Annotated in this window: 17 protein-coding genes; 10 read left to right on the top strand and 7 right to left on the bottom strand. The window is 72.7% G+C overall.

The annotated features are described in order from the left end of the window. Positions 1–196: 196 nt before the first annotated feature. Genes HS048_RS13520 through HS048_RS13500 form a run of 5 tightly spaced genes read left to right on the top strand, consistent with a single transcriptional unit; the run spans position 197 to position 5,824 of the window. On the top strand, positions 197–1,489 hold the full coding sequence (locus HS048_RS13520) for an extracellular solute-binding protein (RefSeq protein ID WP_196467132.1): 1,293 nt from the start codon (positions 197–199) through the stop codon (positions 1,487–1,489). 30 nt (positions 1,490–1,519) lie between these two features. Continuing rightward, positions 1,520–2,491 (top strand): carbohydrate ABC transporter permease, encoded by a 972-nt coding sequence (locus tag HS048_RS13515; protein WP_068896797.1) that lies wholly within the window; start codon positions 1,520–1,522, stop codon positions 2,489–2,491. Continuing rightward, positions 2,488–3,396: a carbohydrate ABC transporter permease gene (locus HS048_RS13510; RefSeq protein WP_231647290.1), complete on the top strand. Its 909-nt coding sequence runs from the start codon at positions 2,488–2,490 to the stop codon at positions 3,394–3,396. The genes HS048_RS13515 and HS048_RS13510 overlap by 4 nt, the downstream gene beginning before the upstream one ends. Beyond that, positions 3,393–4,832 (top strand): GH1 family beta-glucosidase, encoded by a 1,440-nt coding sequence (locus HS048_RS13505; protein WP_196467131.1) that lies wholly within the window; start codon positions 3,393–3,395, stop codon positions 4,830–4,832. Before HS048_RS13510 ends, HS048_RS13505 begins: the two co-directional genes overlap by 4 nt. Beyond that, a complete protein-coding gene (locus HS048_RS13500; protein ID WP_068896799.1) occupies positions 4,829–5,824 on the top strand; it encodes a LacI family DNA-binding transcriptional regulator in 996 nt (331 codons plus the stop codon). The genes HS048_RS13505 and HS048_RS13500 overlap by 4 nt, the downstream gene beginning before the upstream one ends. A gap of 169 nt (positions 5,825–5,993) precedes the next feature. Here HS048_RS13500 and HS048_RS13495 read toward each other — a convergent pair whose 3' ends face one another. Next, complete coding sequence (locus HS048_RS13495; RefSeq protein ID WP_068896800.1) at positions 5,994–6,248, bottom strand: hypothetical protein; 255 nt, start codon at positions 6,246–6,248, stop codon at positions 5,994–5,996. A 129-nt stretch (positions 6,249–6,377) separates the two neighbouring features. Next, positions 6,378–7,790, bottom strand: coding sequence for an aldehyde dehydrogenase (locus HS048_RS13490; protein WP_196467130.1), 1,413 nt, complete (start codon positions 7,788–7,790; stop codon positions 6,378–6,380). A gap of 269 nt (positions 7,791–8,059) precedes the next feature. Between HS048_RS13490 and chvE the strand changes: the two genes are divergently transcribed. The 3 genes from chvE (at position 8,060) to mmsB (ending at position 12,060) form a co-directional block, all read left to right on the top strand. Continuing rightward, a complete protein-coding gene (gene chvE / locus HS048_RS13485) occupies positions 8,060–9,190 on the top strand; it encodes a multiple monosaccharide ABC transporter substrate-binding protein (RefSeq protein WP_068896802.1) in 1,131 nt (376 codons plus the stop codon). A 75-nt stretch (positions 9,191–9,265) separates the two neighbouring features. Next, positions 9,266–10,795: a multiple monosaccharide ABC transporter ATP-binding protein gene (mmsA, locus tag HS048_RS13480; RefSeq protein ID WP_196467129.1), complete on the top strand. Its 1,530-nt coding sequence runs from the start codon at positions 9,266–9,268 to the stop codon at positions 10,793–10,795. After that, a complete protein-coding gene (gene mmsB, locus HS048_RS13475) occupies positions 10,795–12,060 on the top strand; it encodes a multiple monosaccharide ABC transporter permease (protein ID WP_084008245.1) in 1,266 nt (421 codons plus the stop codon). Before mmsA ends, mmsB begins: the two co-directional genes overlap by 1 nt. Positions 12,061–12,145: 85 nt before the next feature. Here mmsB and HS048_RS13470 read toward each other — a convergent pair whose 3' ends face one another. After that, the gene (locus HS048_RS13470) at positions 12,146–12,334 is read right to left on the bottom strand and encodes a hypothetical protein (RefSeq protein ID WP_196467128.1); all 189 of its coding nucleotides are present in this window, start codon (positions 12,332–12,334) and stop codon (positions 12,146–12,148) included. Between HS048_RS13470 and HS048_RS13465 the strand changes: the two genes are divergently transcribed. Continuing rightward, positions 12,306–12,737, top strand: a complete 432-nt coding sequence (locus HS048_RS13465; protein ID WP_196467127.1) for a DUF2306 domain-containing protein — start codon at positions 12,306–12,308, stop codon at positions 12,735–12,737. The genes HS048_RS13470 and HS048_RS13465 overlap by 29 nt on opposite strands. On the opposite strand, the gene HS048_RS13460 is transcribed toward HS048_RS13465, so the two are convergent. The 3 genes from HS048_RS13460 to HS048_RS13450 all read right to left on the bottom strand — a co-directional run bounded on the left by HS048_RS13460 (position 12,702) and on the right by HS048_RS13450 (position 16,138). Next, entirely contained in the window at positions 12,702–14,150 is a 1,449-nt protein-coding gene (locus HS048_RS13460; RefSeq protein WP_196467126.1) for a nitrilase-related carbon-nitrogen hydrolase, read from the bottom strand. The two genes, HS048_RS13465 and HS048_RS13460, sit on opposite strands and share 36 nt — an antisense overlap. A gap of 88 nt (positions 14,151–14,238) precedes the next feature. After that, positions 14,239–14,904 carry a response regulator transcription factor gene (locus tag HS048_RS13455; RefSeq protein ID WP_068897069.1) on the bottom strand — a complete coding sequence of 222 codons (666 nt, stop codon included), beginning with the start codon at positions 14,902–14,904 and terminating at the stop codon, positions 14,239–14,241. Beyond that, complete coding sequence (locus tag HS048_RS13450) at positions 14,879–16,138, bottom strand: sensor histidine kinase (RefSeq protein WP_196467125.1); 1,260 nt, start codon at positions 16,136–16,138, stop codon at positions 14,879–14,881. The genes HS048_RS13455 and HS048_RS13450 overlap by 26 nt, the downstream gene beginning before the upstream one ends. Positions 16,139–16,345: 207 nt before the next feature. Here HS048_RS13450 and HS048_RS13445 point away from each other — a divergent pair, with 207 nt between their 5' ends. Then, positions 16,346–16,720: a VOC family protein gene (locus HS048_RS13445; RefSeq protein WP_068896806.1), complete on the top strand. Its 375-nt coding sequence runs from the start codon at positions 16,346–16,348 to the stop codon at positions 16,718–16,720. 16 nt (positions 16,721–16,736) lie between these two features. Here the strand turns inward: HS048_RS13445 and HS048_RS13440 are convergent, their stop codons facing one another. Then, a complete protein-coding gene (locus tag HS048_RS13440; RefSeq protein ID WP_196467124.1) occupies positions 16,737–17,969 on the bottom strand; it encodes a lanthionine synthetase LanC family protein in 1,233 nt (410 codons plus the stop codon). Between the last annotated feature and the right edge of the window lie 2 nt (positions 17,970–17,971).

Raw genomic sequence — 17,971 nt, 5'->3', positions numbered from 1 at the left:
TCCGCTTCGAAACTGCCCCTTGAACTGGGACTATCCACAGAAATATGAGGGAGCGTTTTCTCAACGAGAACCCTCCGGAGCCGCTCGGTAACGGTGATCGTTATGCGCCGGACCGTTGACAGGGGGCCCGGGAGAGAACAACCTCTCCAGGGAGCGCTCTCTTCATGATCATTTATAAGGACCCTGGGAGGGTTCCATGGGCAAGCTCCGCCCCCTCGCCCCGATGCTCGCCGCGGTCGCGCTGACCGTGAGCGTGGCCGCCTGCGGCAGCGGCGGCACCGGCACCGCCTCCGCGGGCGGCTCCGGCGCGCCGGCCGAGAAGATCAAGCTGACCGTCGCGCTGTTCAGCGACTTCCACTACGCGCCGCTGTACGAGGAGTTCAAGAAGACCCACCCCAACGTGGAGATCGTGGAGCGGCGCGCGCAGTTCAACGACCACCACACCAACCTCATCACCCAGCTGGCCACCGGGGCCGGAGCCGCGGACGTCGTCGCCGTCGAGGGCGGCTACGTCGGCGCCTTCACCCCCAACCCCGGCAAGTTCCACGACCTCAAGCAGTTCGGCCTGGACAAGCGGCAGGGCGAGTACCTCGACTGGAAGTGGCAGCAGGGGGTCTCCAACGACGGCTCCTCCCTCATGGGCCTGGGCACCGACGTCGGCGGCCTGGCCATGTGCTACCGCCCCGACCTGTTCGAGAAGGCCGGCCTGCCCACCGGCCGCGACGAGGTCTCGGCGCTCTGGCCGACCTGGGACCAGTACATCGAGGCGGGCAAGAAGTTCGCCGCCGCGAACGTGCCCGGCGCCAAGTTCACCGACGGTCCCGGCGAGCACTTCCGCGCCATGGTGGACCAGGCCCCGACCGGCTACTACGACGATCAGTACAACGTCATCGCCGGGACCAACCCGGAGGTGAAGAAGGCCTTCGACCTGTCCGTCAAGATGATCGACGCGGGCCTGTCCGCCAAGCTCCCCGCCTTCACCCCGCCGTGGAACACCGGCATCGTCAAGGGCAGCTTCGCCACCATGGTCTGCCCCGCGTGGAAGACCGGCACGATCAAGGACCAGAAGCCCGGCGAGGGCACCTGGGACATCGCCGCGGTGCCCGGCGGCGGCGGCAACCAGGGCGGCACCCACCTGATGGTGCCCAAGCAGAGCAAGCACCCCAAGGAGGCCGCGGAGCTGATCGACCTGCTGACCGGTAAGGAGAGCCAGATCAAGCTCTTCAAGGAGGCCAGCGCGCTGCCCTCGCTGCCCGAGCTGTACGACGACCCCGCCGTGGCCGGGTTCGTCAACCCGTACTTCGGCAACGCCCCGATCGGCAAGATCTTCACCGACGCGGCCAAGGCGCTCAAGCCGCAGAAGGTGGGCCCCAAGGCCGGTGACATCCTCAAGGCCTTCGGCGACGGCCTCCAGCGGATCGAGCAGGGCAAGCAGAAGCCCGACGAGGCCTGGGCGCAGGCGCTCAAGGACGTCGAGAAGATCAAGTAACCCGCACCCGAGTCTCCGAGAGGAGCCGCCATGGCCACGCGCGCACCGGACCGCCCGGCGGCCGCCCCACCGGGCAGACCGGTGCGGGCCCGCCGCGGCCTCCGCCGCCACCTGGTCCACCAGCTCGACACCAAGGCCTCGCCCTACGCCTACGTGGCCCCCTTCTTCCTGCTGTTCTCCGCCTTCGGGCTCTTCCCCCTGGCCTACACCGCCTGGGTGAGCCTGCACGAGTGGACGCTGCTGGAGGACGAGCACGCCTTCGTCGGCCTGCAGAACTTCAGGACCCTGCTCGCCGACGACTACTTCTGGAACGCCGCCTTCAACACCCTGTCCATCGGGGTGCTGTCCACGGTCCCGCAGCTGCTGCTGGCCATCTGGCTGGCCCACCTGCTCAACCGGCCGCTGCGGGCGCAGACCTTCCTGCGCATCACGCTGCTGCTGCCCAACGTGACCAGCGTGGTCGCGGTGGTGGTCATCTTCAGCCAGCTGTTCGGCCGGGACTTCGGCATGATCAACTGGATGCTCTCCTGGTTCGGGGTGGGGGGCGTCGCCTGGAACGAGGGCGTGGCCAGCTCGCACGCCGCCATCTCCGTCATGATCATGTGGCGGTGGACGGGCTACAACGCGCTGATCTTCCTGGCCGCGATGCAGGCCGTACCGCGCGAGCTGTACGAGGCCGCCACCCTCGACGGCGCGAGCGGGCTCACCCAGCTGCGCAGGATCACCATCCCGATGATCAAGCCGACGATCGTCTTCGTCGTCATCACCTCGACGATCGGCGCCATGCAGGTCTTGGCCGAGCCGCTGCTGTTCGGCTCCTACATGGTCACCGGCGGCGTGGACCGGCAGTACCAGACGCTCTCGCTGCTCATCTACGAGAACTTCACCCGGCTCGACTTCGGCTACGCCTCGGCCATCTCCTGGATGATGTTCCTCTTCATCATCCTGGTCGCCGGCGTCAACTACCTGCTCACCCGCCGCGCGAAGGGAGGTCTGACGTGACCGCCCAGCCGATGTCCCCCGCGTCCCCGACGTCCCCGGCACCCGGGCCGCCCAAGGCGCCCGCCGCGACCGGAACGGGCCGCCGCCGCTTCGACGGCGCCCGCCGGCTCACCTACCTCACCCTGCTGGCGGTGGCGTTCTTCTCCGCGCTCCCGCTCTACTACAGCGTCGTGGTGGCCTCCCGCGACAACGCGGCGCTGGCGGACGTGCCGCCTCCGCTGGTGCCCGGCGGGAACTTCTTCGCCAACGTCGCCCGCGTCTTCGACACCGTGCCCTTCGCCCTGGCGCTGGCCAACTCCGTCATCGTGGCCGGGTCCATCGCCCTGGCGGTGATGTTCTTCTCCACCCTGGCCGGGTTCGCCTTCGCCAAGCTGCGCTTCCGCGGCAGGAACGCGCTGCTGCTGCTCACCGTGGCGACCATGATGGTCCCGACCCAGCTCGGCATCATCCCGCTCTACATGCTCATGGTGAAGCTGGAGTGGACCGGCACGCTGTACGCGCTGATCGTGCCCGCGCTGGTCAACGCGTTCGGCGTCTTCTTCATGACGCAGTACCTGTCGCGGGCCCTGCCGACCGAGCTGCTGGAGGCCGGCCGGGTCGACGGCTGCACCACCTGGGGCCTGTTCTGGCACGTGGTGCTTCCCGTCGCCCGCCCCGCCGCGGCCGTCCTCGGCATGCTCACCTTCATGTCGGCCTGGAACGACTACTTCTGGCCGCTGGTCGTCCTGACCCCGGAGAACCCGACGGTCCAGGTCGCCCTGTCCACGCTGGCCGCCGGCTACGTCAACGACTACGTGCTCGGCCTGGCCGGCACCGCGCTCGGCACGCTGCCGCTGGTCATCGTCTTCGGCCTGCTCGGCAAGCAGATCATCGGAGGAATCATGCAAGGAGCCGTCAAGGGATGACCGTCGTCAACGCTCGGGGGACCGCGCCTTCGCTCCTCACCGAAGGGCGGGCGGACTTCCCCGCAGGCTTCGTCTGGGGCGCCGCGACGGCGTCCTACCAGATCGAGGGGGCGGCGAAGGAGGACGGCCGCGGCCGGTCCATCTGGGACGCCTTCTCCCACACGCCCGGCAAGGTGGCCGGCGGCGACACCGGCGACGTCGCCTGCGACCACTACCACCGCTACGCCGAGGACGTGCGGCTCATGGGCGAGCTGGGCCTGCACGCCTACCGCTTCTCGGTGGCCTGGCCCCGGATCCAGGCCGACGGCACGGGTCCGGCCGACCCGCGGGGGCTCGCCTTCTACGACCGGCTCGTCGACGAGCTGCTCGCGGCGGGCATCACCCCGTACACGACGCTCTACCACTGGGACCTGCCGCAGGCGCTCCAGGAGCGCGGCGGCTGGGCCGACCGCGACACCGCCCACCGGTTCGCCGAGTACGCCGAACTCGTGCACGCCCGGCTGGGCGACCGCGTCGCGCACTGGACCACGCTGAACGAGCCGTGGGTCTCGGCCTTCCTGGGCTACGCCTCCGGCGTCCACGCGCCGGGCGAGCAGGACCCCGCGGCCGCCTTCCGCGCCGCCCACCACCTGCTGCTCGGCCACGGCCTGGCGGCGCGGGCGCTGCGCGCGGCCGGAGCACGGGAGATCTCCCTGGTGGTCAACTCCGCGCCGGTCCTGACCCCCGCGCAGGTGGCCGACCCCTCGGCCCCGGTCGCGGAGGCCGACGCCGAGGCGGTGCGCCGGGTGGACGCGCTGCTCACCCGGCAGTTCCTCGACCCGGCGCTGCGCGGGGAGTACCCCGCCGAGGTGCTGGAGATCGTCGAACGGCACGGCGGGCTCGCGCACCTCGCCGACGGCGACCTGGAGACCATCCGCCAGCCGATCGACCTGGTCGGGGTCAACTACTACAACCCCTGCGTGGTGGAGTCGGGCCCCGGCGAGCCGGCGAACCCGGCCTGGCCGGGCACCGAGGACGTGCGGTTCTGCCCGGCCGAGGGTCCGCTGACCGCGATGGGCTGGCCGATCGTGCCGACCGGGCTCTCCCGGCTGCTGCTCCGGCTCGCGGCGGACTACCCCGGGGTCGGGCTGATCGTCACCGAGAACGGCGCGGCCTTCGACGACACCGTGGATGAGGACGGCAGGGTCCGCGACACCCGCCGGACCGCCTACCTGGACGGCCACCTGCGCGCCGTGCACGCCGCGATCGAGGGCGGCGCGGACCTGCGCGGCTATATCGTGTGGTCGTTGCTGGACAACTTCGAGTGGGCCGAGGGCTACCGCCGGAGGTTCGGGATCGTGCACGTCGACTTCGGCACCCAGCGGCGGACCCTCAAGGACAGCGCGTTGTGGTACCGCGACGTCATCCAGCGGAACGGAGTTCTCGAAAAGGCATGAAACGACCCACCTTGGAGGCGGTCGCCGCCCGGGCCGGAGTGTCCAAGTCGAGCGTCTCCCGGGTCGTCAACGGCCAGGACACGGTCACCCCGGAGATCCGGGAGCTCGTGCTGCGGGCCGTGCAGGAGCTGGGCTACGTGCCCAACCCCGCGGCCCGCAGCCTGGTGACCCAGCGCACGGACGCGATCGCCATGATCGTCTCCGATCCGCCGGCCGGGCTCGTCTCGGACGACCCGATGTTCTCCGCGGTCGTCCGCGCCGCCAGCCGCGAGCTGGAGACGGCGGGCAAGCAGGTCGTCCTGATGATCGCGGGCTCGGCCGAGAGCCACCGGCGCGTGCAGCGGTTCGTCTCGGCCGGGCACGTGGACGGCGTCATGCTCGTGTCGATGCACGGCGCCGACCCGCTGCCCGCCGCGCTGGCCCGGCTGGGGCTGCCGATGGTCTCCCACGGCAGGCCCACCATGCCGGTGGACGTGCCCTTCGCCGACAACGACAACCTCGGCGGCGCCACCCAGGCGGTCCGGCACCTGCTCGACCGGGGGCGGCGCCGGATCGCCACGATCTCCGGCCCGCCGGACATGCCGGCCTCGCAGGACAGGCTCACCGCCTACCGCGACACGCTGCGCGGCACCGGCCGCCGGTCGATCGTCGCCGTCGGCGACTTCACCCGGGTCTCCGGGGCGGAGGCCATGCGCCAGCTCCTGCAGGACGACCCGGCGCTGGACGCGGTGTTCGCCGCCAACGACCTCATGGCCGTCGGCGCCCTGCGGGCGCTGCGCGAGGCGGGCCGCCGGGTCCCCGACGACGTGGCCGTCGTGGGCTACGACGACATCGAGGCCGCCCTCTACACCGATCCTCCGCTCACCACGGTGCGCAGCCCCATGGGCGAGCAGGCGGCGGCCTCCGCCCGCCTGCTGCTCGGCCTGCTGGAGGGCGGTCCCGCCGATCCGGTGATCCTCCCGGCGGAGCTGGTGGTGCGCGAGTCGGCCTGACCTGTTTCCGGCCGGGCCCCGGCCGGTGCGCTCGGCCGTACCGGGTCCCGGTCGGGGCGGGTCCCGGCCGGTGCGCTCGGCCGTACCGGGTCCCGGTCGGGGCGGGTCCCGGCCGGAGAGGCCCGGCCGTACCGGAGCGCCTGTTTCGCCGCGGCGCGGGCGGGGGCGCTCAGCCGTACCGCAGCGCGTTCACGACCACCGCGAAGAAGATCAGCACGACCACACCGACCGCGAGCATCCCCCGGACCGCGGCCCAGGCGTCCGCCTTGGCCTTGGGGATCTTGTCCGCCGCCGCCTTCGCGTCCTTGATCGCACTCCCCCAGCCCGCCCACGTGTCCCGTGTCCGCTGGAAGCGCCTCCCGACGAAGAACGCGATCGACGCGATCACGATGATGATGAGGACCCGGCCGTCCGAAGTGCCCATGGGCGACTCCTGTGGGGAGTGAGGCGTGGTTTTCGCGCACTCACCGTACGCCCGCGGTCACGTTCCGGCTACTGGAATCTCCCAACCCGCGGACGGCCCCGACCGTTCAGGGGCGGCTCAGGAGACGGCTCAAGGGGCGGCGATGTGCACGACCTTGGTGTGGGTCATCTCGTCGAGCAGCTCGGGGCCGTACCCGAAGCCCTCCCCGCTCGCCCCGAGGGGCTGCGCCGCGCCGCCCGGCGCGCCTCCGAAGACCGCGTTGACCTTCACCGTGCCCGCGCGCAGCTCGCGCCAGGCCCGCTGCACGTGGGCGAGCGAGGGGGTGAGCACCGTGGCGGCCAGGCCGTACTCCCCCGTGTTGGCCAAGGCCAGCGCCTCGTCGAAGCTCTCGACCACGCGGACCGCCGCGACCGGCCCGAACGTCTCCTCCCGCAGCACCGCCATGTCGTCGGTGCAGTCGGCCAGCACGGTGGCCGGGTAGAAGGCGCCGGGCCCGTCGGGGATCCGGCCACCGGTCAGCAGGCGCGCGCCCGCGGCGACCGCCGCGCGCACATGCCCGTGCACGGTCTCGCGCTGCCTGCGGTCGACGAGCGGGCCGAGCGTGGTCGCCTCGTCCAGGCCGGGGCCCGTGCGCAGCGCCTCCGCCGCGGCGACGAGGGAGGTGGTGAACGGCTCGGCGACGGAGCGGTGGACGTAGATCCGCTCCACGGAGACGCAGATCTGGCCCGCGTTGGCGAAGCAGCCCAGGGCGGCCTGCTCGGCGGCCCATTTCGGATCGACCCCCGCGTCCACGATCAGCGGGTCCTTGCCGCCGTTCTCCCGCAGCACCCGGCACCGGGCCGCGGCGGCGATCTCCCGCCCGGCGGCGCTGGAGCCCACGTGGGCGAGCAGGTCCAGATCCGGGTGGGCTGCGAGCGGCGCACCGGCGCTCCGGTCCCCCGCGACCATGGTGAGCACGCCCGGCGGCAGGTCCGCGGCGAGCAGTTCGACCAGGCGGGCCCCGGTGTGCGGGGTTCGCTCGGAGGGCTTGTGCACCACGGTGTTCCCGGTGACCAGGGCGGCGCCGATCAGGCCGCAGGCGATCGCCACCGGGTCGTTCCAGGGGGTGATGACGCCGACGACGCCGCGCGGCTCACGGACCATCAGGTCGGTCGCGCCCCAGCCGCCCTGGAGGCTGCGCCCGCCGTGCAGGGGGCCCAGCTCGGCGTACTGCTCCAGGGTTCCGGCGCCGGCCTCCACCCCGCCCCGCGCGTCCGCCAGCGGCTTGCCCATCTCCGCCGTCACCAGCCGGGCGAGCTCGTCGGCGTGCTCCCGGACCCGGGCGGCGGCGCGGCGCAGCAGCGCGCCGCGCTCGGCCGGGGCGACGCGCGCCCATCCGGGGGCGGCGGCACGCGCCGATCGCACGGCGGTCTCGACGTCCTCGGCGCAGCCGCGCGGGCACGCGCCCACCCGCTCGCCGGTCGCCGGGTCGTCCACGGCGATCGTGCCGGTGCCCGCGCTCGCCCGCCACTCGCCGTCCGCAAAGAGCCATAGCGTCCTCATGGCGGCTCCCTACCCGGTGCGGCGGGCGGGATGCCCCCGCCGATCACCCTGCCCGACCGTGATGTCACGGTGCTGTCACAAACCTTGACTAGCGGCCTGCCTGGGCATTTGATAACTGTTCACACCCCTGAAACATTCGTCGGTATGTTCGCCGCCGCTGAATGTGAACGCTAACACCGCCGATGAGCACCAAGAGACCCGGGCGACACGGCGGAGGGGCCGTGGTCGCAGCGGCCGTGAATGCGTCCGCGTCACTTGAAGGAGAGAACATGAGGCTCGCGAAGCTGGCCACCGTGCCGATCGGCCTGGCGATGGCCCTGGCGATGACCGCCTGCGGCTCGGCCACCAAGACGGTCGACCAGGAGGCGGCGCCGAGCGCGGGCTCGGCCGCGGGCGCCCTCGTCGGCGTCACCATGCCCACCAAGTCGTCCGAGCGGTGGATCCACGACGGCGACAACGTCAAGAGCTCCCTGGAGAAGCTGGGTTACCAGGTCGACCTGCAGTACGCGGAGAACGACATCCCCACCCAGGTCAACCAGATCGAGAACCAGATCACCAAGGGCGCGAAGCTGCTGATCATCGCCTCGATCGACGGCACCGCGATCACCACGCAGCTGCAGCAGGCGGCCGACGCCAAGATCCCGGTGATCGCCTACGACCGGCTCATCCGCAACACCCCGAACGTCGACTACTACGCCACCTTCGACAACCACAAGGTCGGCGTGCAGCAGGCGACCTCGCTGCTGGTGGGCCTCGGGCTGAAGAAGGCCGACGGCTCCGACGGCGACGCCAAGGGCCCGTTCAACATCGAGATCTTCGCCGGCTCGCCCGACGACAACAACGCCACCTTCTTCTACAACGGCGCCATGGAGGTGCTCAAGCCGTACATCGACAAGGGCACCCTGGTCGTCAAGAGCGGTGAGACGGACTTCAAGACCGTCGCCATCCTGCGCTGGGACCCGGCCACCGCGCAGAAGCGCATGGAGGACCTGATCACCAAGGCCTACTCCGACGCCAAGGTCCAGGGCGTGCTCTCGCCGTACGACGGCCTGTCCATCGGCATCCTGTCCGCACTGAAGAGCAGCGGGTACGGCACCGCCGACCAGCCCTACCCGGTCGTCACCGGCCAGGACGCCGAGGTCGCCTCGGTGAAGTCGATCATCGCCGACGAGCAGTACGCGACGATCTACAAGGACACCCGCAAGCTCGCCGAGGTCACCGTCAAGATGGCCGACGCCGTGCTCAAGGGCGGCAAGCCCGAGGTGAACAACACCACCGACTACGACAACGGCAACAAGGTCGTCCCGTCCTACCTGCTCGAGCCCGTCGTGGTCTACAAGGACAACTACAAGCAGATCCTCGTCGACTCCGGTTACTACACCGAGGACCAGCTCAAGTAGACCGGCGCGGCGCCGGGCCGGTCCTTCCTCCGAAGGGCCGGCCCGGCGCCGGTCGCGAGGGGGGAGACGGACGGCATGACCGACCACATACTTCAGATGCGGGGCATCACCAAGACGTTCCCGGGCGTCAAGGCCCTCCAGGACGTCAACCTGGCGGTACGGCGCGGCGAGATCCACGCCGTCTGCGGCGAGAACGGCGCCGGCAAGTCGACGCTGATGAAGGTCCTGTCGGGGGTGTACCCGCACGGCTCCTACGACGGCGAGATCGTCTTCGACGGGGAGCCGTGCCGGTTCTCCGGCATCCGGGACAGCGAGCGGCGCGGCATCGTCATCATCCACCAGGAGCTCGCGCTCAGCCCGTACCTGTCGATCGCCGAGAACATCTTCCTCGGCAACGAGCGGACCCGGCGCGGCCTGATCGACTGGAACCGCACGAACGCCGAGGCCGCCGCGCTCCTCGAGCGGGTCGGGCTCCGGGAGAACCCGGTGACGCGGGCGATGGACATCGGGGTGGGCAAGCAGCAGCTCGTCGAGATCGCCAAGGCGCTGTCGAAGCAGGTCCGGCTGCTCATCCTCGACGAGCCGACCGCGGCGCTCAACGACGAGGACTCCGCGCACCTGCTCGACCTGCTGCGCGGGCTGCGCGACGAGGGCATCACCTCGGTGATCATCTCGCACAAGCTGAACGAGATCAAAGCCATCGCCGACTCCACCACGATCATCCGCGACGGCCGGACGATCGAGACGCTGGACATGTCGGGCGGCGAGGTCACCGAGGACCGGATCATCTCCGGCATGGTCGGCCGCGACCTGGAGCACCGGTTCCCGCCGCACGAGCCCACGATCGGCGAGGAGGTGCTGCGGATCGAGGACTGGACCGTGCACAGCCCGGCCCAGCCCGAGCGCGCCGTCGTCTCCGGCGCCAACCTGACGCTGCGCCGCGGCGAGATCGTCGGCCTGGCCGGGCTCATGGGCGCCGGCCGTACCGAGCTGGCGATGAGCGTGTTCGGCCGCAGCTACGGGGTCGGCATCTCCGGGCGCGTCTACAAGGACGGCAGGGAGATCCAGCTCCGCTCGGTCACCGAGGCCATCTCCCACAAGATCGCCTACGCCACCGAGGACCGCAAGCGGTACGGCCTCAACCTGATCCAGGACATCCAGCGCAACGTCTCGGCCGCCGCGCTGGGCAAGCTCGCCAGGCGCGGCTGGATCGACGGCAACGAGGAGTACAGGGTCGCCGACGGCTTCCGGGCCGACATGAACATCAAGGCTCCCAGCGTGCTGGCGGTCACCGGGAAGCTCAGCGGCGGCAACCAGCAGAAGGTCGTGCTCTCGAAGTGGATCTTCACTGACCCCGACGTGCTGATCCTGGACGAGCCCACCCGCGGCATCGACGTGGGCGCCAAGTACGAGATCTACGCCATCATCAACCAGCTCGCCGACCAGGGCAGGGCCGTGCTCGTGATCTCCTCGGAGCTTCCCGAGCTGCTCGGCCTCTGCGACCGCATCTACGCGATGTCGGCCGGGCGCATCACCGGCGAGGTGCCGAGAGCCGAGGCCACCCCCGAGCGCCTCATGCAGTTCATGACCAAGGAGAAGGAGTAATGGCACAGACGAGCAGGGGCAAGGCGCTCGCGTCCGGGGCGGGCGCCGAGGTCGTGGGCAACGGCCCGCCCCCCGCGAGGGCATCGGGCGGCCGGTTCTCCTTCAACCTGCGCGAGAGCGGCATCTACGTCGCCTTCGCGCTGATCATCGTCCTGTTCTCCATCCTGACCGACGGTGGTCTGCTCAGCCCGCAGAACATCTCGAACATCATGGTGCAGAACTCCTACATCCTGATCCTCGCGATCGGCATGATCCTGATCATCATCGCCGGCCACATCGACCTGTCGGTGGGCTCGGTGGTGGCGGTCAGCGGCGCCGTCGCGGCGGTGCTGATGGTGGACATGGGCATGCCGTGGCCGCCGGCGCTCCTCATCACGCTCCTGGTCGGCGCGCTGATCGGGGCCTGGCAGGGCTACTGGGTCGCCTACTTCGGCATCCCGGCGTTCATCGTCACCCTGGCCGGAATGCTGATCTTCCGGGCGCTGACCCTCACCGTGCTCGGCAACCAGGGCATCGGCCCCTTCCCCGACGAGGTCCGGACCCTGGCCAACGGCTTCCTGCCCGGCTTCCTCGGCAACGTCGGCCTCGGCCCGCTCGGCGGCGCCGACCTGTTCACCCTGATCGTCGGGCTGGCCATCGTGGCCGGGATCGTCGGCACCCAGTGGCGGGCCCGCCAGGCGCGCCTCGGCTACCGGCAGCAGGTCGACGCGCTGCCGCTGTTCGCGCTCAAGATGATCGCCGCCGCCGCGGTGGTGATGACGGTCATCGTGCAGCTGGCCCGGTTCAAGAACCTGCCCTGGGTCCTGGTGCTGCTCGCCGTCCTCGTGCTGGGCTACACGCTGCTGACCAACCGCGCCGTCTTCGGCCGCCACATCTACGCCATCGGCGGCAACCTGCACGCCGCGAGCCTGTCCGGCATCAAGGTCAAGTCCGTCACGTTCTGGCTCTTCGTCAACATGGGCGTGCTCTCGGCGCTGGCCGGCATCATCTTCGCCGGGCGGCTCAACCAGGCCGGCCCCACCGCGGGCAACAGCTTCGAGCTGGACGCCATCGCGGCGGCGTTCATCGGCGGCGCCGCCGTGCAGGGCGGCGTCGGCAAGGTGGTGGGCGCCATCACCGGCGGCCTCATCATGGCCGTGATCAACAACGGCATGTCCCTCATCGGCGCGCCGAGCGAGCGGGTGATGCTCTTCAAGGGGCTGGTGCTGCTCATCGCCGTCGCCTTCGACGTCTGGACCAAGCGCCGCGCCGGCGCGGGCGGCTGAGCGGCCGCCCCCACCGGGCCCGCCGCGCCACCGGGGTCTCCTCCGGCGGTACGGCGGGCCCTCGGCGTATACGGGAGGGCCGCCCTCAGACCTCCGGCCGGACCCGCAGGAACGCCGCCATGCTCTCGGCGACGAGTCGCTCCCGGGGCTCGTCGATGCCCAGTTCGCCGAAGCCGCCCTGCCCGACCAGGACCGCGAGCCCGTGCAGCAGCGCCCAGATCGCCCGGTCCCGCCTCGGCTGGACCGTGGTCCTGCTGACCGCACTGGCGATCACCGGCTACTCGCTCGCCCTCTACGCGCAGGGCAGCCTCCGCACGCTGGCCGCCGACGACGCGGGGCTGGCGGGCGCCTACGGCGGCGCCCCGGCCGGCCACCAGGCCTGGATGATCCGCAACTACGCGCTCACCTACGCCGCGGTGACCCTGCGGACCTGGCTGGGCGTCCTCATCATGGTGCAGACGCCGTTCGCGGGCATGGACGCCGACTTCGACGCGGTGTTCGCCAACGCCTACCACGCGGTGCCGTTCCTGTGCCGGCTGCCCAACATCGTCGTCGCCGAGTGGCTGATCAGGCGGCGCGGCCTGCCGTCGTACCGGCTCCAGGGCGACGGGCGGTCCGCGGTCTCTCCGGCGGCCGCCGGCTCAGGACCCGCCGTCCCCGCTCCGTCCGTCCGCTGACCTCCGCACCGGCCGCGTCCGCCGTACGGCCGCCCGCCCCGCGACGGCGGCGGCCGATGCGAGGCAGAGCCAGGCGAACCAGTCCCCCCAGCGGGTGTAGAGGGTGGCGCTCCCGCCCACCGGGACGGACGTGACGACGGTCGCGATCTCCCGGCCGCCCGCCGCCCGCTCGGCGAGCACGCGGCCGTACTGGTCGCTCACCGTCAGGTGCCCGTCCGCCGCGCTGCGCACGACCGAGAAGCCGTTCTCCACCCCGCGCACCACCGCCGGACGGGAGTGGTGCCAGCCGTCGCGGCCGAAGTCCAGGGCGGGCACGAACATGACGACGGCGCCGTCCCGGCGGTATCCGCGCGCCAGGGCGGGGAAGTCCAGGTCCCGGCAGATCGCCACCCCCGCGCCGGCGACGAGCAGGTTCCGGTCCCCCGGCTCGTACGGCTCGACGCCGGGCACCATGTGCCGCTTGCGGTAGACCTCCGGCTCGCCTCCGTCGGCGGGGAGGAACACGGCCGTGTTCCGGCGGGCGTCGGTGACGATCACTCCGGCCACGATGTCCAGGCGCCGGTCGCGGGCGAGCGCCGCCAGCGGGCCGGTGATCCGCGGGAGGTTCGCCGTGTCGGTGATGAAACCGCCCTCCGGCAGCACCGCCGTGGCCGTGCCCGGGGGCAGGGCCCGCAGCCGGGCCAGCATGGCGGCGAGTTTCTCCCTCCCCCGCGCCGTGTCCACCGGTGCCCAGTCGCCGCGCAGGCCGGCGGCCAGCAGCGCCACGGTCCGCCGCGCTCCCGCGGGTTCGGCGAGCCGTACGGCCCCGTAGCCCGCCGCGGCGGCGAGCAGGAGCAGGGCGACCAGCCCGACGCCCAGCCGGGCCCGCCGCGCCCGGTCCGGCGCGCAGACCGCGGCGACGGCCGCCGGGATCCCCGTCAGCAGGAACGAGATCCCCCACACCCCGGTGAGCGAGGCGAGCTGGACCACCGGGCGCACGTCGGTCTGGGTGTAGGCCAGGCTCCACAGCGCCCCGTCGGGCCCGAGCACCGACACCAGGTACTCGCCGCTCACCCAGATCGCGGGCACGGACAGCGCGGCCGGGACCGGTCCGCCCCGCCGCAGCAGGGTCCGGAAGGCGAGCACGGCCGCCGTCGCGAGCAGCGCCGGGACGGCCACGACGGCCAGCGCGGCCGGGACCGGCGTCTCCAGCTGCTCCCGGTGGAAGCCCCACATGTTCAGCCCGCCGGCGGCCCACGCCGTGAACGCCGCGGCGGACGCCGTGAGCGCGGGCGCCCTCGGCGCGAGCAGCAGGACCGGGAGGGGCGCCAGCCAGGTCAGCCAGGGGATCGGGGCGAGCCCGGTGCCGAAGAAGAGCATGGCCCCGGAGAGGACCGCGGAGAGGACCGCGGCGGGGAAGGAGGGCAGGCGCATCGGACGGATCTCCACGGCGAGGGGGCGGGGCTCCGATGCTGCCCGCGGGGAGGGCCCGGGCGGATCGCCGAGAGGAGTGAACCCGCTTTCATTCCCAGGAGTGAGTCCCCGCCGCGACGAGGCCCGACTCGTAGGCGAAGACCACCGCCTGCGCCCGGTCCCGCAGCCCGAGTTTGGTCAGGAGGTTGCTGACGTGGGTCTTGACCGTGTGCTCGCTCACGGTCAGCGCCGCGGCGATCTCGGCGTTGGACAGCCCCCGCGCCACCTGCTCCAGGGTCTCCCGCTCCCGGACGGTCAGCTCGCCGAGCCGGGCCCTCAGCCGGGGTACGGCGCCGCCCCGCCCCACCAGGTCGGCGACCAGCCGCCGGGTGACGGCCGGAGCCAGCAGCACGTCGCCCGCGGCGACCACGCGGACGGCCTCGACCAGGCCGTCCCGGTGGACGTCCTTGAGCAGGAACCCGCTGGCTCCGGCCCGCAGTGCGGCGTAGACGTACTCGTCGAGGTCGAACATCGTGAGCACCAGGACCCTGGCGTCGGTGCGCGCGCAGATCCGGGCGGTCGCCTCGACCCCGTCGACGTCCGGCATCCGGATGTCCATCACCACCACATCGGGGCGGAGCTCGACCGCGCGCTCGACCGCCTCGGCGCCGTCGGCGGCCTCGCCGACGACGGCGATGCCGGGCTGGGAGTCCAGGATCAGGGCGAACCCGGCACGGAACAGGTCCTGGTCATCGACGACGAGCACACGCAGCATCGGCCGCCTCCTCTCCGGCGGCGCCGGCGGCCCCTTCGCCCGCCGTCTGGCCGGGCCCTCCACCCGTCACCGCGGCGGGCCCTTCTCCGAGCGGCAGCGTCGCGGTGACGGCGAACCCGCCGCCCTCTCCTCGCCCGGGACCCGCCCGCAGCGTACCCCCGCACGCCTCGGCCCTCTCCCGCATGCCGATCAGGCCGTGTCCCGCGACGGCGGCCGGGAACCCGCCGGAACCGTCGTCGGTCACCTCGATCCGCAGTTCGGCGGACGACCACCGCAGCCGTACCCGCGCGGTGGAGGCCCCCGCGTGCCGGAGGGTGTTCGTCAGCGACTCCTGCACGATCCGGTAGGCCGCGATGCCGACGTCGGCCGGCACCGGACCGGCCTCACCGCGGGATTCGACGGTCACCTCCAGCCCGGCCCGCCCGAACCTCCCGGCCAGGCGGTCCAGGGAGCCGAGTCCCGGGGGCGGCGGAACCGGAGCGGCCCCACCGCCCGGCCCACCACCGCCCGACCGCAGCGCCCCGAGGACGCGGCGGAGCTGGACGATCGCCTCGCGCCCGGTCTCCGCTATGGCGTCGAACGCGGCCTGCGCCCGGTCGGGATCGGTCCGCGTCACGAGGAAACCGGCGTCCGCCTGGACGACCATGATGCCGACCGAGTGCGTCAGGACGTCGTGCATGTCGCGTGCGATGCGGGTCCGCTCGCGCGCGGCGGCCGCCGCGCGCTCCTCCTCCAGCCGGCGGGTGCGCTCGGCCAGCGCCTCGATCTCCGCCCGGCGCGCCCGCTCCCCGGCGCCCAGCGCATAGGCGACGGCGAACGCCATGCCGACGTAACCGAAGGAGTCCGGCGACTCCCCCGGCACCGCGAGGGACAGCGCCAGCAGCACCCCTCCGCCCACCACGCCCTGCAGCCGCCGGCGCGGCGGGCTCAGCGCCGCCACGGTGTACGCCGACACCAGCGCGCCGTACGGCAGCGGCGGCATCGCGTGGGCCAGCGCGAGCCCGGTCGTCGCGGCGCCCACCACCGCGCCGGTGCCGACGGGCGCCCGCCGCCTCCACAACAGCGGCACCGACGCGCAGAGTCCGAGCACCGCCGCCCACGGCCCGCCCTGGGCCCACCTCAGCCCGGCCCACAGGGTCGCCGCGGCCACCGCGCCGGTGATCACCGCGTCGACGGCGGCCGGCGGAACGCCTCGGAGCCCGGCGGGACGCCGTCCCGGGGAGGTCGGCATCATGCGGCTCCTGGGACCCGGGGCCGCTCCGGTCGGCCCTCTCCGATCTCGTCCGGCCGATCGTATCCGGCACGCCCCCGCCCGGACGAGGCGCAGGACGACCGACGGCCGCACGGGCCCGAGGCGCGGACCGCCGCCTTCACCCCGACCCGCGTCGATCAGGGCGCCGACGCGTGCGTGGCGGAGGCAGGACGGGGTAGCGGCGATCGCATGGCGTGCCGTATCAGTGAATTGGTCATCGACAGCCGCGATCCCGAGCGCCTCGCCGCGTTCTGGTGCGACGTGCTCGGCTACGCCGTCCTCGGCCGGGACGAGGACGGCGTCGAGATCGGTCCGGCGGAAGGCTTCGGCGGCCTCCAGCCGACGATCGTCTTCACTCCCGCCGACCGGCCGAAGGCCGGCAAGCTCCGGCTGCACATCGACGTGAACCCCACCGACCGCGACCAGGAGGCCGAACTCGAACGCCTGCTGGCCGTCGGCGCCAGGCCCGCCGACGTCGGTCAGACGGGCGAGGAGACCTGGCACGTCCTGGCCGACCCCGAGGGCAACGAGTTCTGCCTGCTGCGCCGGCGCTTGAGCGGCTAGTCCGGGGACCGGTGCCTCAGGCCAGGAGGAGCAGGCGGGCCCAGCCAGGTGCGGGAGGGGCCGCCGGATCGGCGGCGAGCAGGGCGGCCGCCACGCCCGCGGACCCCCGCAGCAGGCCCGGGTTGTCGGTCTCCGTCCCCGGGAGCTCGACATCGGTGTAGCCGAGCAGGGACCCGGGGCGGAAACCACCGGACAGCCTGGCCGCGAGGTCCGCCGCCGCCGCCTTGAGGCGCGGGTCGCCGGTTTCGCGGGCGAAGCCCAGGAGGAGGGCCAGCTGGCCGGCCAGGCCGTGGCAGAGGTTGGGAGAGTGGATCTCGGGCGGGTGGGCGCAGAGCGTGTGCATCGCCGTCACGGCCACGTCGACCAGCTCCGGCGAACCGGTCGCGACGCCGGCGAGGTGGACGGCCCGCGCGATGCCCGAACTGCCGTGGCACCACGACCCCGCGTTCTCCACGGGATCGCGGACGAGCGGATCGCCTCGCGCACCGAGTTCCACGGTCGCGGGCCACAGCAGGCACCCCGAACGCCACGTCGCCTGGCCGGCCAGCCACCTGCCCGCCCCGAGCAGGGCCTCCGGCACCCCGGGCCGCCCCGTCCCGCCGTGGATCTCCAGCAGCGCGAGGGCGGCGAGCGGGCCCGCGAGACCGTGCGCCAGCCCGTAGTCGAGCCGGGCGGCGCCACCGAGGCGGTAGCTCATGCGGTTCCGGCCGTCCGGGCGCAGCACGGCCGCGAGCGCGTCGGCCACCGGGCCCGCGACCCGGTCGATCTCGGCGGACCGGCCCCGGCTGAGAAGATAGCCCGCCCATCCCGCCATCCCGTTCACCGTGTCGTAGGAGGCGGGACCGGACGGCGGCGCGAGGGCGAAGGCGCGCATCCGCGGCAGCAGGACGGCGTCGAGCGAGGCGAGCAGCGACGTGTAACGGGCGCCGCCGCGGCTGGCGAGCCAGACCGCGGCGGCGTACCCGACAGCCCCGGAGAACAGCGCGAGCGGGCGGGCCGGATCGCTCACCTCGTCGAGGCCCGCTGCCAGCAGTCCGTGCACGGCCGCGTCCCAGCCCTCGCCGGCGAAGCGGCCGTCGAACTCCGCGCACATGATCGCCAGTCCGGCGCCCCCCAGGGCGACGCCGGACGGCGACCAGAGGTTCACCTGCGGCTTGAGAGTGGCCCGGGCCAGCCGCTCCAGCGCCCGGTCCCGGATCGCGGGATCCAGCGCGCGCCGCCCGACTTCGCGCGCCGTGAGAGCCGGCATGG

This window comes from Planomonospora sp. ID91781 (genome assembly GCF_015711595.1).
Classification (GTDB): Bacteria; Actinomycetota; Actinomycetes; order Streptosporangiales; family Streptosporangiaceae; genus Planomonospora; species Planomonospora parontospora.
This window is presented reverse-complemented; position numbering and strand designations above follow the sequence as displayed.

What these genes read in the sequence shown, in the direction of transcription:
- HS048_RS13520 (WP_196467132.1), top strand. Translation starts at nt 197, where the DNA reads ATGGGCAAGCTCCGCCCCCTCGCCCCGATGCTCGCCGCGGTCGCGCTG.
- HS048_RS13515 (WP_068896797.1), top strand. Translation starts at nt 1,520, where the DNA reads ATGGCCACGCGCGCACCGGACCGCCCGGCGGCCGCCCCACCGGGCAGA.
- HS048_RS13505 (WP_196467131.1), top strand. Translation starts at nt 3,393, where the DNA reads ATGACCGTCGTCAACGCTCGGGGGACCGCGCCTTCGCTCCTCACCGAA.
- HS048_RS13500 (WP_068896799.1), top strand. Translation starts at nt 4,829, where the DNA reads ATGAAACGACCCACCTTGGAGGCGGTCGCCGCCCGGGCCGGAGTGTCC.
- HS048_RS13495 (WP_068896800.1), bottom strand. Translation starts at nt 6,248, where the DNA reads ATGGGCACTTCGGACGGCCGGGTCCTCATCATCATCGTGATCGCGTCG.
- HS048_RS13490 (WP_196467130.1), bottom strand. Translation starts at nt 7,790, where the DNA reads ATGAGGACGCTATGGCTCTTTGCGGACGGCGAGTGGCGGGCGAGCGCG.
- chvE (WP_068896802.1), top strand. Translation starts at nt 8,060, where the DNA reads ATGAGGCTCGCGAAGCTGGCCACCGTGCCGATCGGCCTGGCGATGGCC.
- mmsA (WP_196467129.1), top strand. Translation starts at nt 9,266, where the DNA reads ATGACCGACCACATACTTCAGATGCGGGGCATCACCAAGACGTTCCCG.
- mmsB (WP_084008245.1), top strand. Translation starts at nt 10,795, where the DNA reads ATGGCACAGACGAGCAGGGGCAAGGCGCTCGCGTCCGGGGCGGGCGCC.
- HS048_RS13460 (WP_196467126.1), bottom strand. Translation starts at nt 14,150, where the DNA reads ATGCGCCTGCCCTCCTTCCCCGCCGCGGTCCTCTCCGCGGTCCTCTCC.
- HS048_RS13455 (WP_068897069.1), bottom strand. Translation starts at nt 14,904, where the DNA reads ATGCTGCGTGTGCTCGTCGTCGATGACCAGGACCTGTTCCGTGCCGGG.
- HS048_RS13450 (WP_196467125.1), bottom strand. Translation starts at nt 16,138, where the DNA reads ATGATGCCGACCTCCCCGGGACGGCGTCCCGCCGGGCTCCGAGGCGTT.
- HS048_RS13445 (WP_068896806.1), top strand. Translation starts at nt 16,346, where the DNA reads ATGGCGTGCCGTATCAGTGAATTGGTCATCGACAGCCGCGATCCCGAG.
- HS048_RS13440 (WP_196467124.1), bottom strand. Translation starts at nt 17,969, where the DNA reads ATGCCGGCTCTCACGGCGCGCGAAGTCGGGCGGCGCGCGCTGGATCCC.